Origin of the sequence: Dyella sp., from assembly GCF_036568765.1 — a bacterium.
GTDB lineage: Bacteria > Pseudomonadota > Gammaproteobacteria > Xanthomonadales > Rhodanobacteraceae > GSA-30.
Genome location: NZ_DATCRY010000026.1, coordinates 1 through 18,581 on the forward strand (window position 1 = coordinate 1; position 18,581 = coordinate 18,581).

At 62.2% G+C, this 18,581-nt stretch carries 19 protein-coding genes; 11 read left to right on the plus strand and 8 right to left on the minus strand.

Going from position 1 to position 18,581, the window contains the following annotated elements; genetic code table 11:
* Positions 1-226: 226 nt before the first annotated feature.
* On the minus strand, positions 227-1,252 hold the full coding sequence (gene egtD / locus VIM98_RS02010) for an L-histidine N(alpha)-methyltransferase (RefSeq protein ID WP_331991416.1): 1,026 nt from the start codon (positions 1,250-1,252) through the stop codon (positions 227-229).
* Between the two features lie 11 nt (positions 1,253-1,263).
* Positions 1,264-2,520: an ergothioneine biosynthesis protein EgtB gene (egtB, locus tag VIM98_RS02015; protein ID WP_331991417.1), complete on the minus strand. Its 1,257-nt coding sequence runs from the start codon at positions 2,518-2,520 to the stop codon at positions 1,264-1,266.
* A 217-nt stretch (positions 2,521-2,737) separates the two neighbouring features.
* Here egtB and VIM98_RS02020 point away from each other — a divergent pair, with 217 nt between their 5' ends.
* On the plus strand, positions 2,738-3,181 hold the full coding sequence (locus tag VIM98_RS02020; protein WP_331991418.1) for a DUF6491 family protein: 444 nt from the start codon (positions 2,738-2,740) through the stop codon (positions 3,179-3,181).
* A 60-nt stretch (positions 3,182-3,241) separates the two neighbouring features.
* On the opposite strand, the gene VIM98_RS02025 is transcribed toward VIM98_RS02020, so the two are convergent.
* The 3 genes from VIM98_RS02025 to VIM98_RS02035 form a co-directional block, all read right to left on the minus strand.
* On the minus strand, positions 3,242-3,634 hold the full coding sequence (locus VIM98_RS02025; RefSeq protein WP_331991419.1) for a hypothetical protein: 393 nt from the start codon (positions 3,632-3,634) through the stop codon (positions 3,242-3,244).
* A gap of 62 nt (positions 3,635-3,696) precedes the next feature.
* A complete protein-coding gene (gene rlmKL, locus VIM98_RS02030; RefSeq protein WP_331991420.1) occupies positions 3,697-5,883 on the minus strand; it encodes a bifunctional 23S rRNA (guanine(2069)-N(7))-methyltransferase RlmK/23S rRNA (guanine(2445)-N(2))-methyltransferase RlmL in 2,187 nt (728 codons plus the stop codon).
* On the minus strand, positions 5,880-6,404 hold the full coding sequence (locus VIM98_RS02035; protein WP_331991461.1) for an alpha/beta hydrolase: 525 nt from the start codon (positions 6,402-6,404) through the stop codon (positions 5,880-5,882). The genes rlmKL and VIM98_RS02035 overlap by 4 nt, the downstream gene beginning before the upstream one ends.
* A gap of 77 nt (positions 6,405-6,481) precedes the next feature.
* Here VIM98_RS02035 and VIM98_RS02040 point away from each other — a divergent pair, with 77 nt between their 5' ends.
* The 5 genes from VIM98_RS02040 to VIM98_RS02060 all read left to right on the plus strand — a co-directional run bounded on the left by VIM98_RS02040 (position 6,482) and on the right by VIM98_RS02060 (position 11,087).
* Positions 6,482-7,042 (plus strand): N-acetylmuramoyl-L-alanine amidase, encoded by a 561-nt coding sequence (locus VIM98_RS02040; protein ID WP_331991421.1) that lies wholly within the window; start codon positions 6,482-6,484, stop codon positions 7,040-7,042.
* 47 nt (positions 7,043-7,089) lie between these two features.
* Positions 7,090-7,953: an acyl-CoA thioesterase II gene (tesB, locus tag VIM98_RS02045; protein ID WP_331991422.1), complete on the plus strand. Its 864-nt coding sequence runs from the start codon at positions 7,090-7,092 to the stop codon at positions 7,951-7,953.
* 35 nt (positions 7,954-7,988) lie between these two features.
* Positions 7,989-8,381, plus strand: coding sequence for a putative signal transducing protein (locus VIM98_RS02050; RefSeq protein ID WP_331991423.1), 393 nt, complete (start codon positions 7,989-7,991; stop codon positions 8,379-8,381).
* Positions 8,382-8,443: 62 nt separating this feature from the next.
* Positions 8,444-9,148 (plus strand): arginyltransferase, encoded by a 705-nt coding sequence (locus VIM98_RS02055; RefSeq protein ID WP_331991424.1) that lies wholly within the window; start codon positions 8,444-8,446, stop codon positions 9,146-9,148.
* Between the two features lie 118 nt (positions 9,149-9,266).
* Positions 9,267-11,087 carry a sensor domain-containing phosphodiesterase gene (locus VIM98_RS02060; RefSeq protein ID WP_331991425.1) on the plus strand — a complete coding sequence of 607 codons (1,821 nt, stop codon included), beginning with the start codon at positions 9,267-9,269 and terminating at the stop codon, positions 11,085-11,087.
* Between the two features lie 99 nt (positions 11,088-11,186).
* Here VIM98_RS02060 and VIM98_RS02065 read toward each other — a convergent pair whose 3' ends face one another.
* Together VIM98_RS02065 and purT are read right to left on the minus strand one after the other, a co-directional pair.
* Complete coding sequence (locus VIM98_RS02065) at positions 11,187-12,704, minus strand: FMN-binding glutamate synthase family protein (RefSeq protein ID WP_331991426.1); 1,518 nt, start codon at positions 12,702-12,704, stop codon at positions 11,187-11,189.
* Between the two features lie 56 nt (positions 12,705-12,760).
* Positions 12,761-13,942, minus strand: a complete 1,182-nt coding sequence (gene purT / locus VIM98_RS02070) for a formate-dependent phosphoribosylglycinamide formyltransferase (protein WP_331991427.1) — start codon at positions 13,940-13,942, stop codon at positions 12,761-12,763.
* 147 nt (positions 13,943-14,089) lie between these two features.
* Between purT and VIM98_RS02075 the strand changes: the two genes are divergently transcribed.
* From VIM98_RS02075 to VIM98_RS02095, 5 genes are all read left to right on the plus strand, one after another.
* Complete coding sequence (locus tag VIM98_RS02075; protein ID WP_331991428.1) at positions 14,090-15,577, plus strand: transglutaminase-like domain-containing protein; 1,488 nt, start codon at positions 14,090-14,092, stop codon at positions 15,575-15,577.
* Between the two features lie 61 nt (positions 15,578-15,638).
* Positions 15,639-16,499, plus strand: coding sequence for an SPFH domain-containing protein (locus VIM98_RS02080; RefSeq protein ID WP_331991429.1), 861 nt, complete (start codon positions 15,639-15,641; stop codon positions 16,497-16,499).
* 25 nt (positions 16,500-16,524) lie between these two features.
* Positions 16,525-16,725, plus strand: coding sequence for an Arc family DNA binding domain-containing protein (locus VIM98_RS02085; RefSeq protein ID WP_331991430.1), 201 nt, complete (start codon positions 16,525-16,527; stop codon positions 16,723-16,725).
* A gap of 13 nt (positions 16,726-16,738) precedes the next feature.
* A complete protein-coding gene (locus tag VIM98_RS02090; protein WP_331991431.1) occupies positions 16,739-17,524 on the plus strand; it encodes a CPBP family intramembrane glutamic endopeptidase in 786 nt (261 codons plus the stop codon).
* Positions 17,525-17,672: 148 nt separating this feature from the next.
* Positions 17,673-18,134 carry a DUF1203 domain-containing protein gene (locus tag VIM98_RS02095; protein WP_331991432.1) on the plus strand — a complete coding sequence of 154 codons (462 nt, stop codon included), beginning with the start codon at positions 17,673-17,675 and terminating at the stop codon, positions 18,132-18,134.
* Positions 18,135-18,193: 59 nt separating this feature from the next.
* Here the strand turns inward: VIM98_RS02095 and VIM98_RS02100 are convergent, their stop codons facing one another.
* A complete protein-coding gene (locus VIM98_RS02100) occupies positions 18,194-18,562 on the minus strand; it encodes a DUF423 domain-containing protein (RefSeq protein ID WP_331991433.1) in 369 nt (122 codons plus the stop codon).
* Positions 18,563-18,581 lie beyond the last annotated feature (19 nt).

Below are 18,581 nucleotides of genomic sequence, written 5' to 3' on the forward strand. Positions count from 1 at the left end.
AAAAACTTGCTTTCTGTGGGAGCGACTTTAGTCGCGACAATCGTGCCTCACCGCAAGTCCTTGTCGCGACTGAAGTCGCTCCCACAACGATAGGATCCGCTTTCGCTATATTCGGGCGATTGAGAGGTTTTTAGACGTTCCGTGATGCGGGTTTGCCGCCTCACACACCCCAGCGCTCTTCCCCTTAGCTTTGCCGAGGAAGAGGGCTGGGGTGAAGGGGTGCGCTTCAGCCGCCAACCATCCCATTCGCCGCCATGCGCATGGACCAATGCCCAGCCACGTCCGCCCGCGTCAAATACTGCACGCTGAAAAGCCCCTGCGGATCGAGCCAGACATGACGCACCTGCAAGCCCGCATGCGCCGCCAGGGCCGCAAAATCGGCCTGGGAATACTTGCAGCTATATTCGACCTGCATGGCCTCGTCCACATCGAAGTCGACGAACATCTTGCCCACCTTGACCTGCTGCTTGCGCAAACTGACGATGTGTGTCTCGATGCGCCCAGCCATCGGGTTGTAGTGCGCACGATGACGAAAGCCGTCCAAATCGAAGTTACTGCCTAGCTCCCGATTGATCCGCGCGAGCATATTGAGCGTGAACGCCGCGGTGACGCCGGCCTTGTCGTTATACGCTGCCTCGATCGTCGCCGGATCTTTCTTCAGATCCACGCCGATCAACAACCCACCGCCCTCGCCCGCTTCTGCGCGCATCTTGCGGAGCAACTCGATCGCTTCGCGCGCCTCGAAATTGCCGATGGTCGAACCGGGAAAATAAAGCACGTTGCGCCGAGTAGCACGCGGCGGAACCGGCAGGCGCAACGGCTTGGTGAAGTCGGCGCATAACGGCTGGATCGCCAACCCGGGAAACAACTCGCCGAAGCGCTGCACACTCTGGCGTAAAGGCTCGGGCGAGATTTCCACAGGCGTATAGCAAACCGGAGCACGCAGCTGCTCCAGCAGCATGCGTGTCTTGATCGCGTTGCCGCTGCCGTACTCGATCAGGCGTACGTCTTCGCCAAGGACTTCGGCGATATCGCTGGCATGGACATCGAGCAGATCGATTTCCGCGCGCGTCAGGTAGTACTCCGGCTGCTCGCAGATCTCTTCGAACAATTGCGAACCACGCTCGTCGTAGAACAGCCACGAAGGCAAGCGCTTGGGGTGCAGGCGCAAGCCACGCTGCACGACTTCCAACAAGTCGGCAGTAGGTGGGCGGCGGTCGTCGTCACGTACTTCGTAGGCCTGAACGCTCATGCATCGTACTCTTATCGATCTTGCGCCAAACGAAGCCCCATGAACTGCCAGCGCGCATGAGGCGGGAAAAAATTGCGGTAGGTGGCGCGGATATGATCGCGAGGCGTTGCCAGCGAGCCGCCGCGCAACACCATTTGTCCACTCATGAACTTGCCGTTGTACTCACCGAGCGCTCCGGGCAGCGGTTTGAAGCCCGGGTAACTCGCATAGGCCGACGCCGTCCATTCCCACACGTCACCGTACATGTGCAGAAAGCCGTCGCCGTGCGCCGCGCGCGGCAACTCCGGTGCGTCGTCCAGCAGATTGCCTTCCACGGGCACCGACACGGCGGCGCTTTCCCATTCGGCTTCCGTAGGCAGGCGCGCGCCTGCCCAATGGGCGAAAGCATCGGCTTCGTAATAACTCAAGTGACACACCGGCGCATGCGGATCGAGTGCGATCACGCCGTGCAAGGTGAAGGCGCTGGACAAGTCTTCTTGCCAATACATCGGTCGCTGCCACTGTTCGCGCTGCACGGTTGCCCAGCCGTCGGAGAGCCACAGCGTCGGTTCGCGATAACCGCCATCATGGATAAAGGCGGCATACTCGGCGTTGCTCACAGGACGGTTGGCCAGCGCGTGCGGCTCTAACCAGACGCGATGACGCGGCCCTTCGTTGTCGAACGCAAAACCGTCGCCGGCGTGGCCGATCTGAACCGGGCCTTCGTTACCGGCTATATACGTCATGGAAACTGCTGCCATGAGTGGCGTACCGGTTTGCATCGGTGCATTGCTATAGGCGGGCAGCAAAGGATTGGCGTAAAGCGCGTGCTGGATGTCGGTCAGCAGGAGCTCTTGATGCTGTTGTTCGTGTTGCAAGCCCAATTCGATCGTCGCAAGCATATCCGCGGGCAGATCGCCTGCCAGGCGCTCCTGCATCGCGTCATCCACATGGCGACGATAGTCGAGCACTTCGGCAAGCGTCGGCCGCGAGAGCAGACCGCGCTGTGGCCGCGCATGCATCGGGCCGACCGACTGATAGTACGAATTGAACAGGTAATGCCACGCGAGGTTGTAATGCTTGTAACGACTGTCACGACCGAGCACGAATTGCTCGAAGAACCATGTCGTGTGAGCGAGGTTCCATTTGCCCGGGCTGGCGTCGGGCATGGACTGGATCTGCATGTCCTCGGCGCTGAGGCTTGCGCTCAAGCCGATGCTGCGTCCGCGCACCCTGGCGTAGCGTTCGGCCAAGGCTATCGCGGCCTCTGGTTCAAAAGCCAGGCTCATGGAAAACCCCGGAAAGAAACCCGATGGGACAGGCACTTGCAGCTGTCGAGAACCACCAGGCCGTTTGTCGCTAATAACGGCATATTGTCACCTTGCCCGAGCGTCCGTTCAGATCGTGTGATGCGGCCATGGCGGATCATTTACAGTATCGATCGCAAGACGATGGGGCCGGTCTGCCGGTCCTCAAGGCCCCCAAGCCACGCCATGAGGTGATTCGATGAACGCCTTGAAAGCCACTTTGTCCGCTCTGCTCCTGCTCAGTGTGTCGGACGCCATCCAGGCCGCCGAGCCGCAAGCGCCTTCCTATACACCGCTGCGCCCTATCGGCTCGTGCATCCGAACCGATCGTATCGATGAATGGCATATTGTCGATGCACGTACGGCGACCGTGCGTACCGGCCCCACGCGCTATGAGGTCAAGCTGCAGAGTGCCTGCCCTCAATTGGGTATCGGCCGCCAGGGACTGATCTTCCGGGCCAACGAGTCCAATGAAGCCACCGCACAAGGCCGTATCTGCGGCGAAGCCGGCGAGACGGTGCGCTCACGCGATCAACCGCCCTGCGCAATCCAGTCCGTACGCATCATCAACAAGCATGCCTTCGACAAGTTGAGCGCTGCGGCGAAACGGCATGGCAGCGGTGCCGACCCCAATAAGCCCTGACAGCGCCCACAAATAAAAAAGCCCGGCATATAGCCGGGCTTTTTTTGTTCTATGCGTCGGTCAATAGCCGCCGTCGTCGCGAACGTAGCGCGTGTAGGTCGGCTCTTCGTAGACCGTACGGGTTTCGACCACGCGTCGCGTTACGACAGGCGAGCTATACACCACTGTCGGCTGCGTATAGACCACACGCGGCCCGTACCCGTAGTACACCGGCGCCGGACGGAGCGCGTCAGCCACGATACCGGCCGTTACGCCAGTCAGAATCGCACCGGCGACCCAACGACCGCCGCTCCAGTAGCCGCCGTGATAGCCGCGGTAACCACCGTGATAATAGCCATAGCCACCGTGATAACCGCCGCCCCAGCCGTGGGCCGATGCAGTCAACGGTGCCGCCACCATGGCGGCCAGGGCCAGACCGACAACAAGGGCCTTTGCACCAAAACGCTTGGTCATGACACACCTCCGTGAATACGGTTCGTATACTAAGCCTTCGCACTTAATATGAACTGAAGGGTTCATTTTTTGATGCGGGCACCTGCCCACGGGTTAATCGGCGCGTCAGCCTGCGGCCGGCGAAGCAGCCAACAGCCGTGGATATCGTGGCGCCGGGCGAAGTCGAACGGAATGCTCGCCTGGCTGACATCCTCGATCTGGAAATGCTCCAGCAACGCTTCGCGATCCAGCTTGAAGCGCCTGAAATTATTGGAAAAGACAATCACTCCGTCCTGACTCAGACGTTCGCCGCAGGCAAGTAACAGCGCGACGTGATCGCGTTGCACATCGAAATCCTCGGCCCGCTTGGAATTGGAGAAGGTCGGCGGGTCGACATAGATCAGCCCGTAGTGCTCGCGTTCGCGTTTCAGGAAGTCCATGGCGTCGGCCTGAACCAGGCGATGACGCGTGCCGGTGAAACCGTTGAGCGCAAGATTGCGCGACGCCCAGTCCAGGTAGGTCGCCGACAGGTCGACACTGGTCGTGTCGCGTGCTCCACCGGCGGCAGCATAAACACTCGCCGTGGCCGTGTAGGCAAACAGATTGAGGAACCGCCGCCCTTGCGACAGTTCGCGCACCTTGCCGCGTACCCAGCGGTGATCGAGGAACAAGCCCGTATCGAGGTAATCGGTCAGGTTGACCAGGAAATGCAGGCCGCCCTCCTCTACTTCGATGAAATCGCCGCGTTGGTCGAAATGCCCGTACTTGGAGCCGCCCTTGCCGCGCTCGCGCGTCTTAAGCGCGACGCGCTCGCGCGGCACCCCGAAGGTTTCGCCGGCTACGCGCACGATCTCGCGCAGACGCTGGCGCGCCGTCTCGACCGGAATCTCCGCCGGCGCCCGGTACTCCTGCACGTGCAACCACTGATTGCCGCGATCGTCGCCATAGACGTCGATGGCGGCGGCATACTCGGGCATGTCCTGGTCATACGCGCGCCAACACGCAATGCCTTCGCGCTCTAGCCGCTTGCGCAGATGGCGCAGGTTTTTCTCCAACCGGTTCTTGAGCATCTGCGCGCCGGACGAGAGCGGCTTGGCCTCTCTCGGTGCCTCATCGCGCGCATGCAATTCGAAGATAAGCAAGACGGTTTCGAGCGCACCGTTGTATAGCGCATAACGCTTGTCAGCGCGCAGCGGCATGGCACGGCCGAGTTCGGCATCGCCCGCGAGCACGGCAGCACGCCAACCGGCAAAGCGCGCACGCAAGGTCTCGCCAAGTGCGCGATACAGTGCGGGCATATCGCCGCGTTCGCCAAGCCGCTCGCCGTAAGGCGGATTGGTGATCACCAGGCCACGTTCGATTCCCGGCGGTGGCGACACATGCAGCGCGTCTTGCTTATCCAGCGTAAAGAAGCCGGCCACACCGGCCTCCTGCGCATTGCGCTTGGCTGTCTGCACCATGCGCGGATCGGCATCGGAACCGAAAAAGCAACTGCGCAAACTCCGTAAGCCGGCATCGGCACGCGTGCGTGCTTCTTCCAACAGACCACGCCACAGCGCAATGTCGTGCTTCTGCCAACCGAGAAAACCGAAATAGTCGCGACGCCAGCCCGGTGCGACATCCGCCGCCATCAACGCGCCTTCGATCAACAACGTACCCGAGCCGCACATCGGGTCGAGCAGCGCCCCGCCTTCGGCGTAGATCGCCGGCCAACCGGCGCGCAGCAGCATCGCCGCCGCCAGATTCTCCTTCAACGGCGCCTCGCCCTGCACTTCGCGCCAGCCGCGACGATGCAGCGGCGTGCCGGCAAGATCGATCGACACCGTAGCCCGGTCGCGACGCAAGCGCACATTGATGCGCACATCCGGCTCATCGGTATCCACATCCGGGCGCGCGCCGCTCCGCTGGCGGAACTGATCGACGATCGCGTCTTTCGCCCGGAGCGCAATGAACTGGCTATGCGTCAGCTTGCTTTGTGCGGTGACTGCATCGATAGCGAAGGTGGCATGCGCGGCCAAGTGTTCGGACCAGTCGATGGCCTGCATACCGTCATATAAGGCTTCACCATCGGCGGCATCGAATTCGGCCAGTGGCAGCAGAATGCGGCTGGCCAGGCGCGACCACAGACAGGCACGGTAAGCTGTGTCGAGTTCGCCGGCGAAATGCACGCCAGCCAATGCCTCGCGCACGTCCGCCGCACCCAGCGCAACGAGTTCGTCGCGCAGAAGGTATTCCAGGCCCTTCGGGCAGGTAGCGAAATAGGCGCTCACGCGACCGCCAGACGGCCGAGGAACAACCGGAACTGTTCGACGATCGCATCCAGGGTGTCGCCTAGCCGATGATCGTCGTCCATCGCCAGCAGCGGCACCCGCCGCTCACCGGCGAAACGATAGATCGGCTCGAGCGGGCAAATATCGTCGCGCCAACCGTGAATCAGCATGGTCGGCACATCGCGACGCATATCGAAGCCGTCGGCGTAACCGGGGATCTCCGGTGGCGTGGCCAGCAGGAACAGGCCGGCAACCGGTAAGTCGCGCGAGACCAGGCCGGAGACAAAAGCGCCCATGCTGGACCCGACGAGGATCGGCGGAACGGACTGGGCCTGCACCGTCGCGCGCAGCCGCGCTATGCGCGGAGCAACCGAGCCCACATGGCCTCGGGCATCGTCCTCGCGATAGTCCGGGCGCTGCGTGGACCAGCCAAGCGTTTCGGCCAGCGCGGCCAGCGCGCTGACCTTGGTAGCGTCCGGACTGGAATCCGAGCCATGGGAAAGAATGATCTGGCCGCGCATCGCGGTCTCCAACTGCTGAGCATTAAACGTCAAGCTGGGCATGATAACCGGCCCGCGCCTCCGCTACGCTATCGAATATGCCGACCATCCACGATCAACCGTTGCCCTATGTCGACCTGCTGCCCGAGCGATCCGCCGATGCGGTGACCATGGTAGTGATCCATTGCACCGAGCTGCCCGACATGGCGACGGCACGGGAATACGGCGAACGTGTGCTCTACGACAGCGGTACTGGAGCAAGTGGGCATTACTACATCGACCGTGACGGGGCGATTTATCGCTATGTGCCGGCCACGCGGGAGGCCAGGCACGTACGCGGTCAGAATGCGCATACGGTCGGCATCGAACTGGTCAATCGCGGGCGCTATCCGAACTGGTGGGATTCCCGCCATCAGACCATGACGGAGGCTTATCCCACGGATCAGATCGCCGCCTTGCGCGCCCTGCTGGCCCAGCTGCGCCGCGACCTGCCGAACCTGCGGCAGATCGCCGGCCACGAGGATCTGGACACCGAGCGCATGCCGGCCAGCGACGACCCGGCCATAGAGGTGGCGCGCAAGATGGACCCCGGCCCCTTGTTTCCCTGGGACCAGGCACTGGAGGGCAGCGGGCTGGAGCGGATCGGACGCGGCCAATGAGCCCGTTATACTTCTCGTTTTGGCGCAGGTCCTAAGGACCGGAAATCATGAAAGAAGCACACGTCAGCGAACTGGTGGACCTGCTCGAGCTCGAACGTCTGGAGGACAACCTGTTCCGCGGCCAGAGCCGCGACATCGGTACTCAGTTCGTGTTCGGCGGCCAGGTACTAGGCCAGGCGCTGGCCGCCGCTCAACAGACGGTCGACGCCTCGCGCACCGCCCATTCCCTGCATGCGTATTTCCTCCGCGCCGGCGACATCGAAGCGCCCATCGTCTACAGCGTCGAACGCACACGCGATGGCGGCACGTTTTCCTCCCGGCGGGTGGTGGCGATCCAGCACGGCCAACCCATTCTCAATAGCTCGATCTCGTTCCAGATCGAGGAAAAAGGCTTCGAGCATCAATCCTCCATGCCCGACGTGCCGATGCCCGAGGACATCGAGCCGATGCAGCCTCTGCCGCCCGAGCAGCTGGCCAAGCTGCCGGAGAAGATCCAGCGCTGGCTCGGCGTGGACGCGCCGATCGAATTTCGCCATGTCTGGCCGCAGGACAAGCTCAAGCCGGTCAAGCGCCCGCCGATCCAGCACATCTGGTTTCGCACGGCGGCGCCTGTCGGCGACGCGCCAGGGCTTCATCGCGCCCTGCTCGCCTATGCTTCGGATTTCAACTTGATCGGCACCGCCACGCTGCCGCACGGCATTTCCTACTACACGCACAATGTGCAGATGGCCAGCCTCGACCACGCCTTGTGGTTCCATCGGCCGTTCCGCGCGGACGAGTGGCTGCTCTACTCCTTCGACAGCCCGACCGCCCAGGGCGCGCGCGGCTTGGCCCGCGGCCAGATCTTCAGCCGCGACGGCCAGTTGGTCGCCTCGACCGCCCAGGAAGGCCTGATCCGGCTGCGCGAATAGCGCGCCGAACCGACCCATCGAGGTAAACTCGGCGCATGCGCCAGATCTATACCTCTCCCCGCCCGGAACACATCGAGATGGTCGTTGCCCTGCTCAACGAGCACGGCATCGAAAACTCGGTCCAGAACCGTTCCAATTGGAACAAGCCGAGCTATCAACGTTTCAGTTACTCGCAGCGTAATGACAGCCGCGACAACTGGCCCCAGGTCTGGATCAACCGCGCCGACGACTACACCCGTGCTCGCAACCTGTTGCGTGAGCTGGGTATCGAGCCGGTCATTCGCCATGGCGAGGAACTGGCCGCCGCACGCAACCCGTCGCCGGAGTTCCGCCGCCGCAGCGTGGCCGTCCGGGTGCGCCGGATCGTCCTGCTGGCTGTCGCGGGGGCGTTTGTCATCCTGATGCTGCGCTATATGGGCGTTATCTGATCGACAGCTGCGGCTGCCATCGTACTAGCCACAGGTGCCTGGACAGGGCATAGAATCGGGCCATGCGCTCCGATAACGTCCGCCTGTTCCAGACCCTGCCGCACACCTGCGGCTATTTTGCCGAGCGCACGGCACAGAACCTGGTTATCGATCCGGCTGCGCCGCAGCTCGACCAGTTGTACGGCGCAGCTCTGGAACGCGGCTTCCGCCGAGCTGGTGGACACCTCTACTTGCCCCATTGCGGCCATTGCCGCGCTTGTACGCCTTGCCGCATCGATGTCGAGCGCTTCGCGCCCCATCGAGCGCAAAAGCGCTGCCTGAAGCGCAATGCGGATATCGGCATCACCGAGTCGATGGCCGGTTATAACGCCGAGCGCCACGCCCTCTATGAACGCTACCTGCGTAGCCGCCATGCCGGCGGCGGTATGGACGAAGCCGACGCCAGCGACTTCAGGCGCTTCCTTACCGCCCCCTGGAGCCCGACCCTGTTTCTGGAAATGCGCCTGAACAAGCGACTGGTCGGCGTAGCGGTCACCGATGTCTGTATCAATGGCCTCTCGGCGGTCTATACCTTCTTCGACCCCGACGAGCGGGCCCGCAGTCTGGGCACATTCGCCATCCTGCAGCAGGTGGCGCTCGCCAAGCGGCGCGGCCTACCTTGGGTCTATCTGGGTTTCTGGATCGAAAACCATCCGAAGATGGACTACAAGCGCCGCTTCCGCCCCTTGCAACTGCGCGGCCCCGGTGGCTGGGCAGCGATGGAGTAGCGGCCCTTTTATCAGGAAGCGCAATTTCTTGAGACGCAAAAAAACATTGCTTGCCGCGCCATCGCCGCAGTAGGCTCGCCGCGGACGCAACCGTTGCGCCTCCATCAGGGGTTAAGCGATGCATACGACCAGGGGCCCGGCTCCGGGGGCGCGCGCGGCCGGGCTTCAGGATGCCCCGTCCGCCCAGGCTCCCGCATCGGCCGGCGATTCCGCCGAAAGCTTCGCGGTACCCGGTTTCGATGCCGTTGTCCGCCTGGCGTCGCATTCGCTAGGCATGCCGCTGGTCGCGTTAGCGCTGGTCAGTGGAGAAACCTATTGGTATAGCAAGGGTAACGACGCACACGGCCATGCCACGCAGACGCCGCGCCCACTCCATAACGACGCCGTACATCGGCTCACCGCCCAGGTCGTGCTCGACACAGGCGGCGACGCGCAACTGGCCGAACATCCGCCGGGGTTCGATGACGCCGCACCGATTCGCTTTTTCGCCAGCGAGCCCGTTTTTACCCTGACAGGTCAACATATCGGCGCACTATGTGTCATGGACTTGGCTCCGCGCGAACATTGGAGCGACGACCAACGCAACGCCTTACGCGATGCGGCCGAACTGGCGGGCGCCAGCGTCGTGCTACGCAGCTATCTGGGACGCACCGATCCGGTAACACAGCTTCCGCACCGGCATGCTTTTTTCGAAGACATGCGCGCGCGCCTGCGCGACGTGCCGCACGCCTGGGTCATGGCGATCGACGTGGCACCGGTGCAGCGTTTCAATGCCTTCATCCGCGCCATGGGTCATGCCTATGCCGACGAGCTGATGCGACTGGTAGCGCAGCGCGCACAGACTTGGTTGCCGGCTGACGTACGCTTGTATCACGTCGGTGTGACGCGCTTTGCCGCGCTGCTGCCCGATCGCGACATGCTCCTCGACCCGGATCGGCTGGACGACTTGGTGACGCGACTACGCCACCCCTTCGATTGCCTGGGCATCCCGCTGACCATCCAGCCGGGTGTGGGCTTGCTGAAGATGTACGCCAGTACGTTGCGCGGTGGCGATCCGCTGCGTCTGGTCATGAGCGCTTCGTACGCCGCGCAATCGAGTACGCGCGGTTGGGCCGTGTACGATCAAGATCAGGATGAACAACAACGCCAGGAATTTTTCCTGGTCACGGAACTCGCGGCGGCGTTGGCCGACCAGACCGAACTGGATCTGCACTATCAGCCGCGCGTAGATCTCGACACTGGCCGCTGTGTGGCGGTCGAAGCGCTCGCGCGCTGGCAGCACCCGACGCTTGGCTTGATACCGCCAGGCCAATTCATCGGCTTGGCCGAACGCGCTGGCTTAATGCACTCCTTGACTCAATGGGTATTGGACCGCGGCCTTGCGCAACTGGCCAAATGGCGCAGCCAGGGGCATCAGATTCATTTATCGATCAATGTCTCCAATACCGACCTGGGCACGGACCTGGTCGAACGCCTGCGGCAAGCTGCCGAGCGGCACGCGGTCGATCCCACTCTGCTCGAGCTTGAATTCACCGAAAGCACTTTGATGGAACACAGCGCGACAACGCGGCGTTATCTCAGTGCGATCCGCGGCCTGGGGGCAGGTATCGCTATCGACGACTTCGGTACTGGCTATAGCAACCTGGCAGCGCTACGGCAGATGCCCGCAACCAGCCTGAAGATCGATCAATCGTTCGTGCGCGGCATGACAACCAGCCGGCACGATGAAGCCATCGTGCGCTCAGTGGCAGACCTGGCACGCAGTATGGATTTTCGCGTGGTGGTCGAAGGCGTGGAAACCGAGCGCATCTACGACAGCGTGCTGGGTATGGCATGCGACGAAGCGCAGGGGTATCACGTGTCGCCGCCGCTGCCTGCTGCGGAAGTATCGGCGTGGCTGGCGGGGTATCAAGGAATGCGGGCTCGGCGGGATATTTGACGGTTCGGGTGCTTTGATGTCTCGCGCTTCGAATACCCTCACCCCAACCCTCTTCCCTGACTCGCCGAGGAGAGCGTTGAAGTGGGATGGCTCTTGCTGTTAGCCCACAACTTCCGTATCCCGCATCTTCACCTGCGGATACGGAAATAACTTCACCAACGGTACCGACAAACCATCGTCGCCAACGATACGGCAATGCGTGCGATCCAGTTGGCGCGGCTCTTCCACACCGCAGCTATGCGCGATGATGCCTACTTCCTGCATCACATTGCGCGCGTAGTGATATACGCGCTCGCTCTTGTCTGTAACCACCAGGCCACGTTGCAACTTCGGGTTCTGCGTAGTAATGCCGGTCGGGCAGGTATTGCGATTGCATTGCAGCGATTGAATGCAGCCCAGCGCCAACATGAAACCACGCGCGGAGTTCACAAAATCCGCCCCTACCGAAAGCGCCCAGGCAACATCGTAAGCGGTGACGCACTTGCCCGAGCAGATCACTTTGATACGCTCACGCAACGCTTGCTCGATCAACACATTGATCAACGCCGGCAGGGACTCGTGCAACGGCAGGCCAACGCCTTCCATCAAGGTCTGCGGTGCCGCGCCGGTGCCGCCCTCGGAACCGTCGACGATGATGAAATCCGGCGCGCTCTCGACGCCGCGGCGATGGATTTCCTCGCATAGTTCGGCAATCCACTCCACATCGCCGAACACGGCCTTGAAGCCAGTCGGCTTTCCGGTGAGATCACGGATATGCTTGATCGCATCGAGCAGTTCATAGATGTTGCCGATGTCGGTGTGGCGATTCGGGCTTTGCGAATCCTCGCCGACTGCGATGCCGCGAATCGCGGCAATTTCCGGTGTCACCTTGGCGCCCGGCAGCAGCCCGCCCATCCCCGGCTTGGCGCCCTGGCCGAGCTTGATACTGACCATTTTCACCTGTTTGTGCGCACACACGGCCTTGAGCTTTTCATCGTCGAGCTTGCCATCCATGGTGCGCACGCCGTACTTGGCGGTGCCGATCTCGAACACGATGTCGCAACCGCCCTCCAAGTGATACGGCGCAAGACCGCCCTCGCCCGTATCCATCCAGATACCCGCCTTCGCCGCGCCAATCGACAAAGCGCGCACCGCCGGTGCCGACAGCGCACCGAAACTCATGGCGGAAATATTGAAGAACGCCGAATGGCTATACGGCTCACGCGCATACGGGCCGATGGTGATTGGCCGAGGTTCGACGACATGTTCACCCAGCGAGGGAAATGGCGCGTTGACGAAGAACGGCACGCCTTCGCCGCGAAGGTCGCGGCTGGAACCGAAGGCATTGGTGTTATCTACATTCTTGGCCGCGCGATAGACCCAAGTGCGCTGCGCGCGATTGAACGGCATTTCTTCGCGATCGCTGGAATACAGGTACTGGCGGAAGAACTCGCCCAGGTGAAGAAACCAGTAGCGAAAATGCCCGATCACCGGAAAGTTGCGCAGGACCGAATTGGCTTCCTGGTTGCGATCGATCACCCAGACCACCGCGATCACCGCCACGACAATCACCAGCAATAACAAAAATAGCGCGGCGAATGTCTCTATCACCACGACCAACCAGTGCGCGAATTCCATACTGCATGTCTCCGTAGCGGCAAATGCCGCGCTAGCCTACACCTCAGAATGATCCTTTACAGCTCTACGCGCAGCTTGCTCGCGGCGCGAATCGCCTTGGCCTTGGCCACCTCGATATCGCTGTCGCGGGCCAAGGTTACCGCCATGCGTCGGCGCCCTTTCACCGTCGGCTTGCCGAAGATGCGCAACTGCGTATCCGGCTCGGCCAGTGCATCGGCTACGCCGTGATAGCGCGGACCGCTCCCCTCGCCTTCGATCAGCACCGCGCAAGAAGCCGACGGGCCCCACTGGCGAATCGCCGGAATCGGTAGGCCGAGAATGGCCCGCGCATGCAGCGCGAATTCCGATAGGTCCTGCGAAATAAGAGTAACCAGTCCGGTGTCGTGCGGCCTCGGGCTGACTTCGGAAAAGATCACTGCATCGCCCTTGACGAAAAACTCCACACCGAACACACCCCAACCGCCCAGGGCGCCGGTGATCGCCTCGGCCTGGCGCTGCGCTTCGGTCATGGCCGCCTCGCTCATCGGCTGCGGTTGCCAGGATTCGCGATAGTCGCCGTCTTCCTGGCGATGACCGATCGGCGCGCAGAAGCTGACGCCGTCGCGGTGACGCACAGTCAGCAGGGTGATTTCGTAATCGAAATCGATAAAGCCCTCGACAATCACACGCCCCCTGCCGGCGCGACCGCCGGACTGGGCGTAATCCCAGGCGGCATCGACTTGCTCGGCGCGTTTGACCACGCTCTGGCCCTTGCCGGAAGAGCTCATTACCGGTTTGACCACGCACGGCATGCCCAGCGCGGCGACTGCCCCACGGTATGTATCCAGGTCGTCGCAGAAGCGGTATGGCGAAGTCGGCAATCCAAGCTGTTCGGCTGCCAGGCGCCGAATACCTTCACGGTCCATGGTCAGCCAGGCAGCGCGCGCGGTAGGGATCACCCGCAGGCCGGCCTGCTCCAGTTCGACCAGGGTCGGGGTATGGATGGCCTCGATCTCCGGTACGACCAGGTCGGGCTGCTCCTGCGCGATCAAGGCGCGCAAGGCAGCACCATCGAGCATGTCGATCACATGGCTGCGGTGCGCCACCTGCATGGCGGGCGCATACGCATAGCGATCGACCGCCACCACCTCCACCGCGTAGCGCTGCAATTCGATAGCCACTTCTTTGCCCAGCTCGCCGGAGCCTAGCAGCAGGACGCGCAGGGCATGGTCGGAATACGGGCTGCCGAAAGGTTTCATGGGAGGGCTCCAATGGTCCAATTGGCCATTGTAAGTTGACGGCAATTGGTCATGGAAACGGCCGTATCCCGGAATACGCTGCATAGCAGATTGACGAGAAGCTTTTATAGGTGCTCACTGTAGCTGTCCCACCCCAGGACGCCGAATATGTGCCGACTGACCGCCCTGCCGTTGCTGGTGCTGTTGTGGTGCGCGAATGCCTGGATGCCTGCCTGGGCATCCACTGGCACGACCGACGAAACGTGGATGAGCGTGCGGCTGGGAGGTCGCAAGATCGGCCATTTGCTGATCGAGCATGAACGCGACAACGGTACGGTGACCACCACCCAATCGTTGCAGATCATGCTCAACCGTAACGGCAAGAGCATCCCCATGAGCAACATGACCCGCAGCGTGGAAACGCTGAGCGGGGAGCCGCTGGGATTCGCTTCGCGCACATCGATGTCGGCCATCGACAGCACCGTGGATGGGACACGCCAGCCGGACGGCTCGTACAAGGTCATCAGCCATGTCGGCGGCGCCTCGCAGCAGACCAGCATCGATTGGCCACGCGGCTCCGTGCTGGCCGAGGGGCTGCGTCGAACCATGCTGGCTCAGGCCGGGCGTACGGGCCAGCGCTACGAAGTTCGCGTGTTCGACCAGGCCACACAACAGGTCGTGCCGATCCAGATCGACGTACTGGGCGAAGAGCAGGTCGATCTGCCCGGCGGAGTGGAAACGCTCAATCACCAGCGCCAGACCCTGACCTCACCCAAGGGCATCCAGCTGATCGACCTCTGGCTCGATCGCGATGGGCAGGTTCGCAAGGGGGTACTGAGCATGCTGGGCCGCCAAGTGGAAATGCTCGCATGCGACCGCAGTTGCGCGCTGGCGCCTGAGCAGGACCTGGATATGTTCCGCGCGGCCATGGTCGACTCGCCCCGCCCGCTACCGTCGTACCTGCGCGACAACTTCCTACGCTATGAGATCCATACCAACGGCAAGGTAGCGCAACCGCTGATCGACACCGATGAGCAGCACGTTACACGACTGGCCGACGGCGACTGGCAAGTCGATGTCGGGCCGTCACGCCCGGGTGGACAGGCACCGCCGACCGATGCCGATCGCGAACCCAATCTCTGGGTGCAATCCGATGCCCCGGCGATCCGCGAACTGGCCGCATTGGCGGTGGGTAACGCCGGCAGCGACCAGGAAAAAATGCGCCGCCTGCGCCAGTTCGTCAGCAACTACATTACCGAGCACGGTCTGGACATCGGTTATGCATCGGCATTGGAAGTGGTGGGTAGCCGCCAGGGCGATTGCACCGAATTCGCCATCCTGTTGACTGCCCTGGCTCGCGCCGAAGGGATTCCCGCCCGGATGATTACGGGCATGGTCTATGCCGACCGGTACGCAGGCAGTTCGCGGGTCTTCCTGCCCCATGCCTGGATGCAGGCCTGGGTCAACGGTCGCTGGCAAAGCTATGACGCAGCCCTGAGGCGCTTCGACAACGCCCATATCGCGATCGATTCGGGCGACGGCGACCCCTGGCACTTCTTCAATGCCACCAATGTCTTCGCCACCTTGCGGATCCAGCGGGTCCGCCCGTACTGGGAGCTGTTCAACCCGGCACCCCCGCCCGGACCCTCGATCTGACGGCACTTGCAGATTGATATCTTTTTGATATCTACTCTTCCCATCTATGGGAGGGGTCGTCATGAACGAACGCAATGGGTTTTCCTTCGCCGGCATACCGATGGTGCTGGTCTGCATCGTGCTTGCCGCGGTCGGCGTGGCTTTTTACCTGCAGGCCGACCACAACCAGATCGCCATGGTCTTCGGCGTGCCGTTTCATCTGGTCACCGCTTTCCTGGCCAAGGGTTTCTTCCAGGTCGCGCCCAATGAAGGCCAAGTGCTGCAGCTGTTTGGCAAGTACGCGGGGACGGTGCGGGAAGAAGGCCTGCGCTGGACCAACCCGTTCTATAGCCGCCGGCGCATTTCGCTGCGCGTGCGCAACTTCGAGAGCGGCAAGCTGAAGGTCAACGACAGCGACGGCAACCCGATCGAGATCGCGGCGGTGGTGGTATGGCAGGTGGTCGATACCGCTGAAGCGGTGTTTCGCGTGGACGACTACGAGAACTTCGTGCACATCCAGAGCGAATCGGCGCTGCGGCAGATGGCGCAGAACTATCCTTACGATGCGCATGACGACGGCAAGCCTTCGCTGCGCAGCCACGGTGAGACCATCAATAATCACCTGCGCGACGAAATCCAGGCTCGACTGGAACGCGCCGGTGTGAACGTGATCGAAGCGCGCATCAGCCATCTGGCTTACGCACAGGAAATCGCCCAGGCCATGCTGCAACGGCAGCAGGCCAACGCGATCGTCGCCGCACGCGAGCGCATCGTCGAGGGCGCCGTGGGCATGGTTCGCATGGCGCTGGACAAGCTGCGTCAGGAAGGTGTCGTGCAGCTCGACGAGGAACGCAAGGCAGCGATGGTGAGCAACCTGCTGGTCGTGCTCTGCGGGGACCGCGCTACCCAGCCGGTAGTCAATGCCGGCACGATCTACAACTGATACGCAAAGGTTGCCGTGATCTCGCATGGCCGATAAAAAAGCCTATCCGCTACGCATCAGTACCGTCGTGCTCGACGCCATGCAGCGTTGGGCCGACGACGACCTGCGCAGCGTGAATGCCCAGATCGAGTTCGTACTGCGCGACGCGTTGCGCAAGCATGGACGACTCAAGCCCGGCCAGATCGCACCCGTAGCTGACGACGAAGATAACGATTCGAACGCCTGACCTGGAGTTCGTCATGAGCGCACTGCCTCCCGCGCTGCCATCGCAGCGTGGACACCTGCGACTTGCTTTGCTGCTGGCCCTTGCCGCCGCTGTCGCCACCCTGTTACTACAGCCTTACCTGATGGTATTGCTCGCACATACTCATGCGCGCATCCGGTTACCGCTATGGCAACTGGTTGGCATACAGGTGCTGCAAACAACCGTGCTGTGCCTCGTACTCGGGTGGCTGGGCCTGATCATGGGTGCACGCTATCGCCTCGACGCGCCTTGGCTACGGGCATGGGTAGAGCAACGACCGAACCCTTCGTTGCATGGCCGCTGGCTACTGGCGATCGTGCTCGGTGCGATCAGTGCGGTTATCGTCGTCGCGCTCGATTACGCGCATGCCGAATCGGCCATGACACATCACATCGGCGGGCGTGGCCTCGATCTCGCCTGGCGTGGCGCGCTCGCTTCGTTCTACGGCGGCACGGCCGAGGAAATCATGTGCCGGCTGTTCCTGGTCAACCTGTTCGTCTGGTTGGCAGCCAGACTTCACCGCGGCCAGGCCAATCGCACCATCTATATCGCCGCCATCGTCCTGGCCGCCCTCCTGTTCGGCGCTGGCCATCTGCCTGCGCTGGTCGCCAGCGGTGGGCATTTCACCGTTTTCACCGTCACGCGTGTCATCGGCCTCAATGCGCTGGTCGGCTTTTTTTTCGGCACGATATATTGGAAGTTCGGACTCGAACACGCGATGGTCGCGCATTTCTCCGCCGATATCGTGCTGCACGTGATCGCGCCACTGCTGTTGAACTGAGGGAATCTCTAACGAATCCTTTTCTGCCCGCCATCTTGACGATGGAACAGAGCCTTTGAAAGCCTTTTTTTCGAAAATGCGCAAGAATCGGATGGCTGCGCAGAGGTGCCGCAAAGACACTGCAAGACACCCGACCAAGGAGTCTGCCATGTCTTTCCGTCTTACCGGTCTACCGGCCGAGCCGTTCCAGGAGCTCTTCGCCCTGTCCGATGCCGAACTGGCCCAACGCCGCGCGTGCCGCATGGTGGCCGATTCGAACGGCTACCCTTGCCGCATCAGCCTGACCGATGCACCGATAGGTGCCGAGGTGATCCTGGTCAACTACGAGCACCAGACAGCCAACACGCCGTACCGTTCCAACCATGCCTTGTTCGTACGCGAAGGCGAAACGCAGTACGACGCCATCGATGAAGTACCCGACCAGTTACGCCGCCGATTGTTGTCGGTACGCGGGTTCGACAACCAGCATATGCTGCGCGATGCGGATGTGACCGAGGGGAAGCAACTGGAGGCGATTATCGAGCGGTTCTTTGCCGATCCTGCGATCGATTATCTGCATGTGCACATGGCGCGGCCCGGGTGCTACGCGGCCCGCGTGGATCGCGCCTGACGCCTCCGATGCACTCCCTCTGAGCCTCTCCCTGCGCGCAGGGGGAGGAGCCATGCAGATCAGGCATCCGACTTACGCAACGCCAATCCCAAGACAACCCAGCCCGCGATAAATGCCACGCCACCCAATGGGGTGATCGCACCGCACCAGCGCGGCGCGCCGAGCGCCAGCGCATACAAGCTGCCGCTGAACAACACGATGCCGACGGCAAACAAGATGCCGGCCCAGCGGGCCGATCGCCCGGTAGCGAATGTCGCCACGCCAAGCGCCAACGCATGCCAGAAATGATATTGCACTGCGGTATGCCAGAGCTCGATGCCGCGTGCGTCGAGCGTATCGCGCAACGCGTGCGCACCGAATGCGCCCAGTATCACGGCGCTGGCACCGGCCAATCCCGTCAGCCAGGCGGATGAGACAGTTTGTCGCATGATGAAAGCATCCGGCAAA

What these genes read in the sequence shown, in the direction of transcription:
- tesB (WP_331991422.1), top strand. Translation starts at nt 7,090, where the DNA reads ATGAAAGAAGCACACGTCAGCGAACTGGTGGACCTGCTCGAGCTCGAA.
- VIM98_RS02080 (WP_331991429.1), top strand. Translation starts at nt 15,639, where the DNA reads ATGAACGAACGCAATGGGTTTTCCTTCGCCGGCATACCGATGGTGCTG.
- VIM98_RS02090 (WP_331991431.1), top strand. Translation starts at nt 16,739, where the DNA reads ATGAGCGCACTGCCTCCCGCGCTGCCATCGCAGCGTGGACACCTGCGA.
- egtD (WP_331991416.1), bottom strand. Translation starts at nt 1,252, where the DNA reads ATGAGCGTTCAGGCCTACGAAGTACGTGACGACGACCGCCGCCCACCT.
- VIM98_RS02020 (WP_331991418.1), top strand. Translation starts at nt 2,738, where the DNA reads ATGAACGCCTTGAAAGCCACTTTGTCCGCTCTGCTCCTGCTCAGTGTG.
- VIM98_RS02075 (WP_331991428.1), top strand. Translation starts at nt 14,090, where the DNA reads ATGTGCCGACTGACCGCCCTGCCGTTGCTGGTGCTGTTGTGGTGCGCG.
- VIM98_RS02050 (WP_331991423.1), top strand. Translation starts at nt 7,989, where the DNA reads ATGCGCCAGATCTATACCTCTCCCCGCCCGGAACACATCGAGATGGTC.
- VIM98_RS02040 (WP_331991421.1), top strand. Translation starts at nt 6,482, where the DNA reads ATGCCGACCATCCACGATCAACCGTTGCCCTATGTCGACCTGCTGCCC.
- VIM98_RS02035 (WP_331991461.1), bottom strand. Translation starts at nt 6,404, where the DNA reads ATGCGCGGCCAGATCATTCTTTCCCATGGCTCGGATTCCAGTCCGGAC.
- egtB (WP_331991417.1), bottom strand. Translation starts at nt 2,520, where the DNA reads ATGAGCCTGGCTTTTGAACCAGAGGCCGCGATAGCCTTGGCCGAACGC.
- VIM98_RS02025 (WP_331991419.1), bottom strand. Translation starts at nt 3,634, where the DNA reads ATGACCAAGCGTTTTGGTGCAAAGGCCCTTGTTGTCGGTCTGGCCCTG.
- VIM98_RS02095 (WP_331991432.1), top strand. Translation starts at nt 17,673, where the DNA reads ATGTCTTTCCGTCTTACCGGTCTACCGGCCGAGCCGTTCCAGGAGCTC.
- VIM98_RS02100 (WP_331991433.1), bottom strand. Translation starts at nt 18,562, where the DNA reads ATGCGACAAACTGTCTCATCCGCCTGGCTGACGGGATTGGCCGGTGCC.
- VIM98_RS02085 (WP_331991430.1), top strand. Translation starts at nt 16,525, where the DNA reads ATGGCCGATAAAAAAGCCTATCCGCTACGCATCAGTACCGTCGTGCTC.
- VIM98_RS02065 (WP_331991426.1), bottom strand. Translation starts at nt 12,704, where the DNA reads ATGGAATTCGCGCACTGGTTGGTCGTGGTGATAGAGACATTCGCCGCG.
- VIM98_RS02055 (WP_331991424.1), top strand. Translation starts at nt 8,444, where the DNA reads ATGCGCTCCGATAACGTCCGCCTGTTCCAGACCCTGCCGCACACCTGC.
- VIM98_RS02060 (WP_331991425.1), top strand. Translation starts at nt 9,267, where the DNA reads ATGCATACGACCAGGGGCCCGGCTCCGGGGGCGCGCGCGGCCGGGCTT.
- purT (WP_331991427.1), bottom strand. Translation starts at nt 13,942, where the DNA reads ATGAAACCTTTCGGCAGCCCGTATTCCGACCATGCCCTGCGCGTCCTG.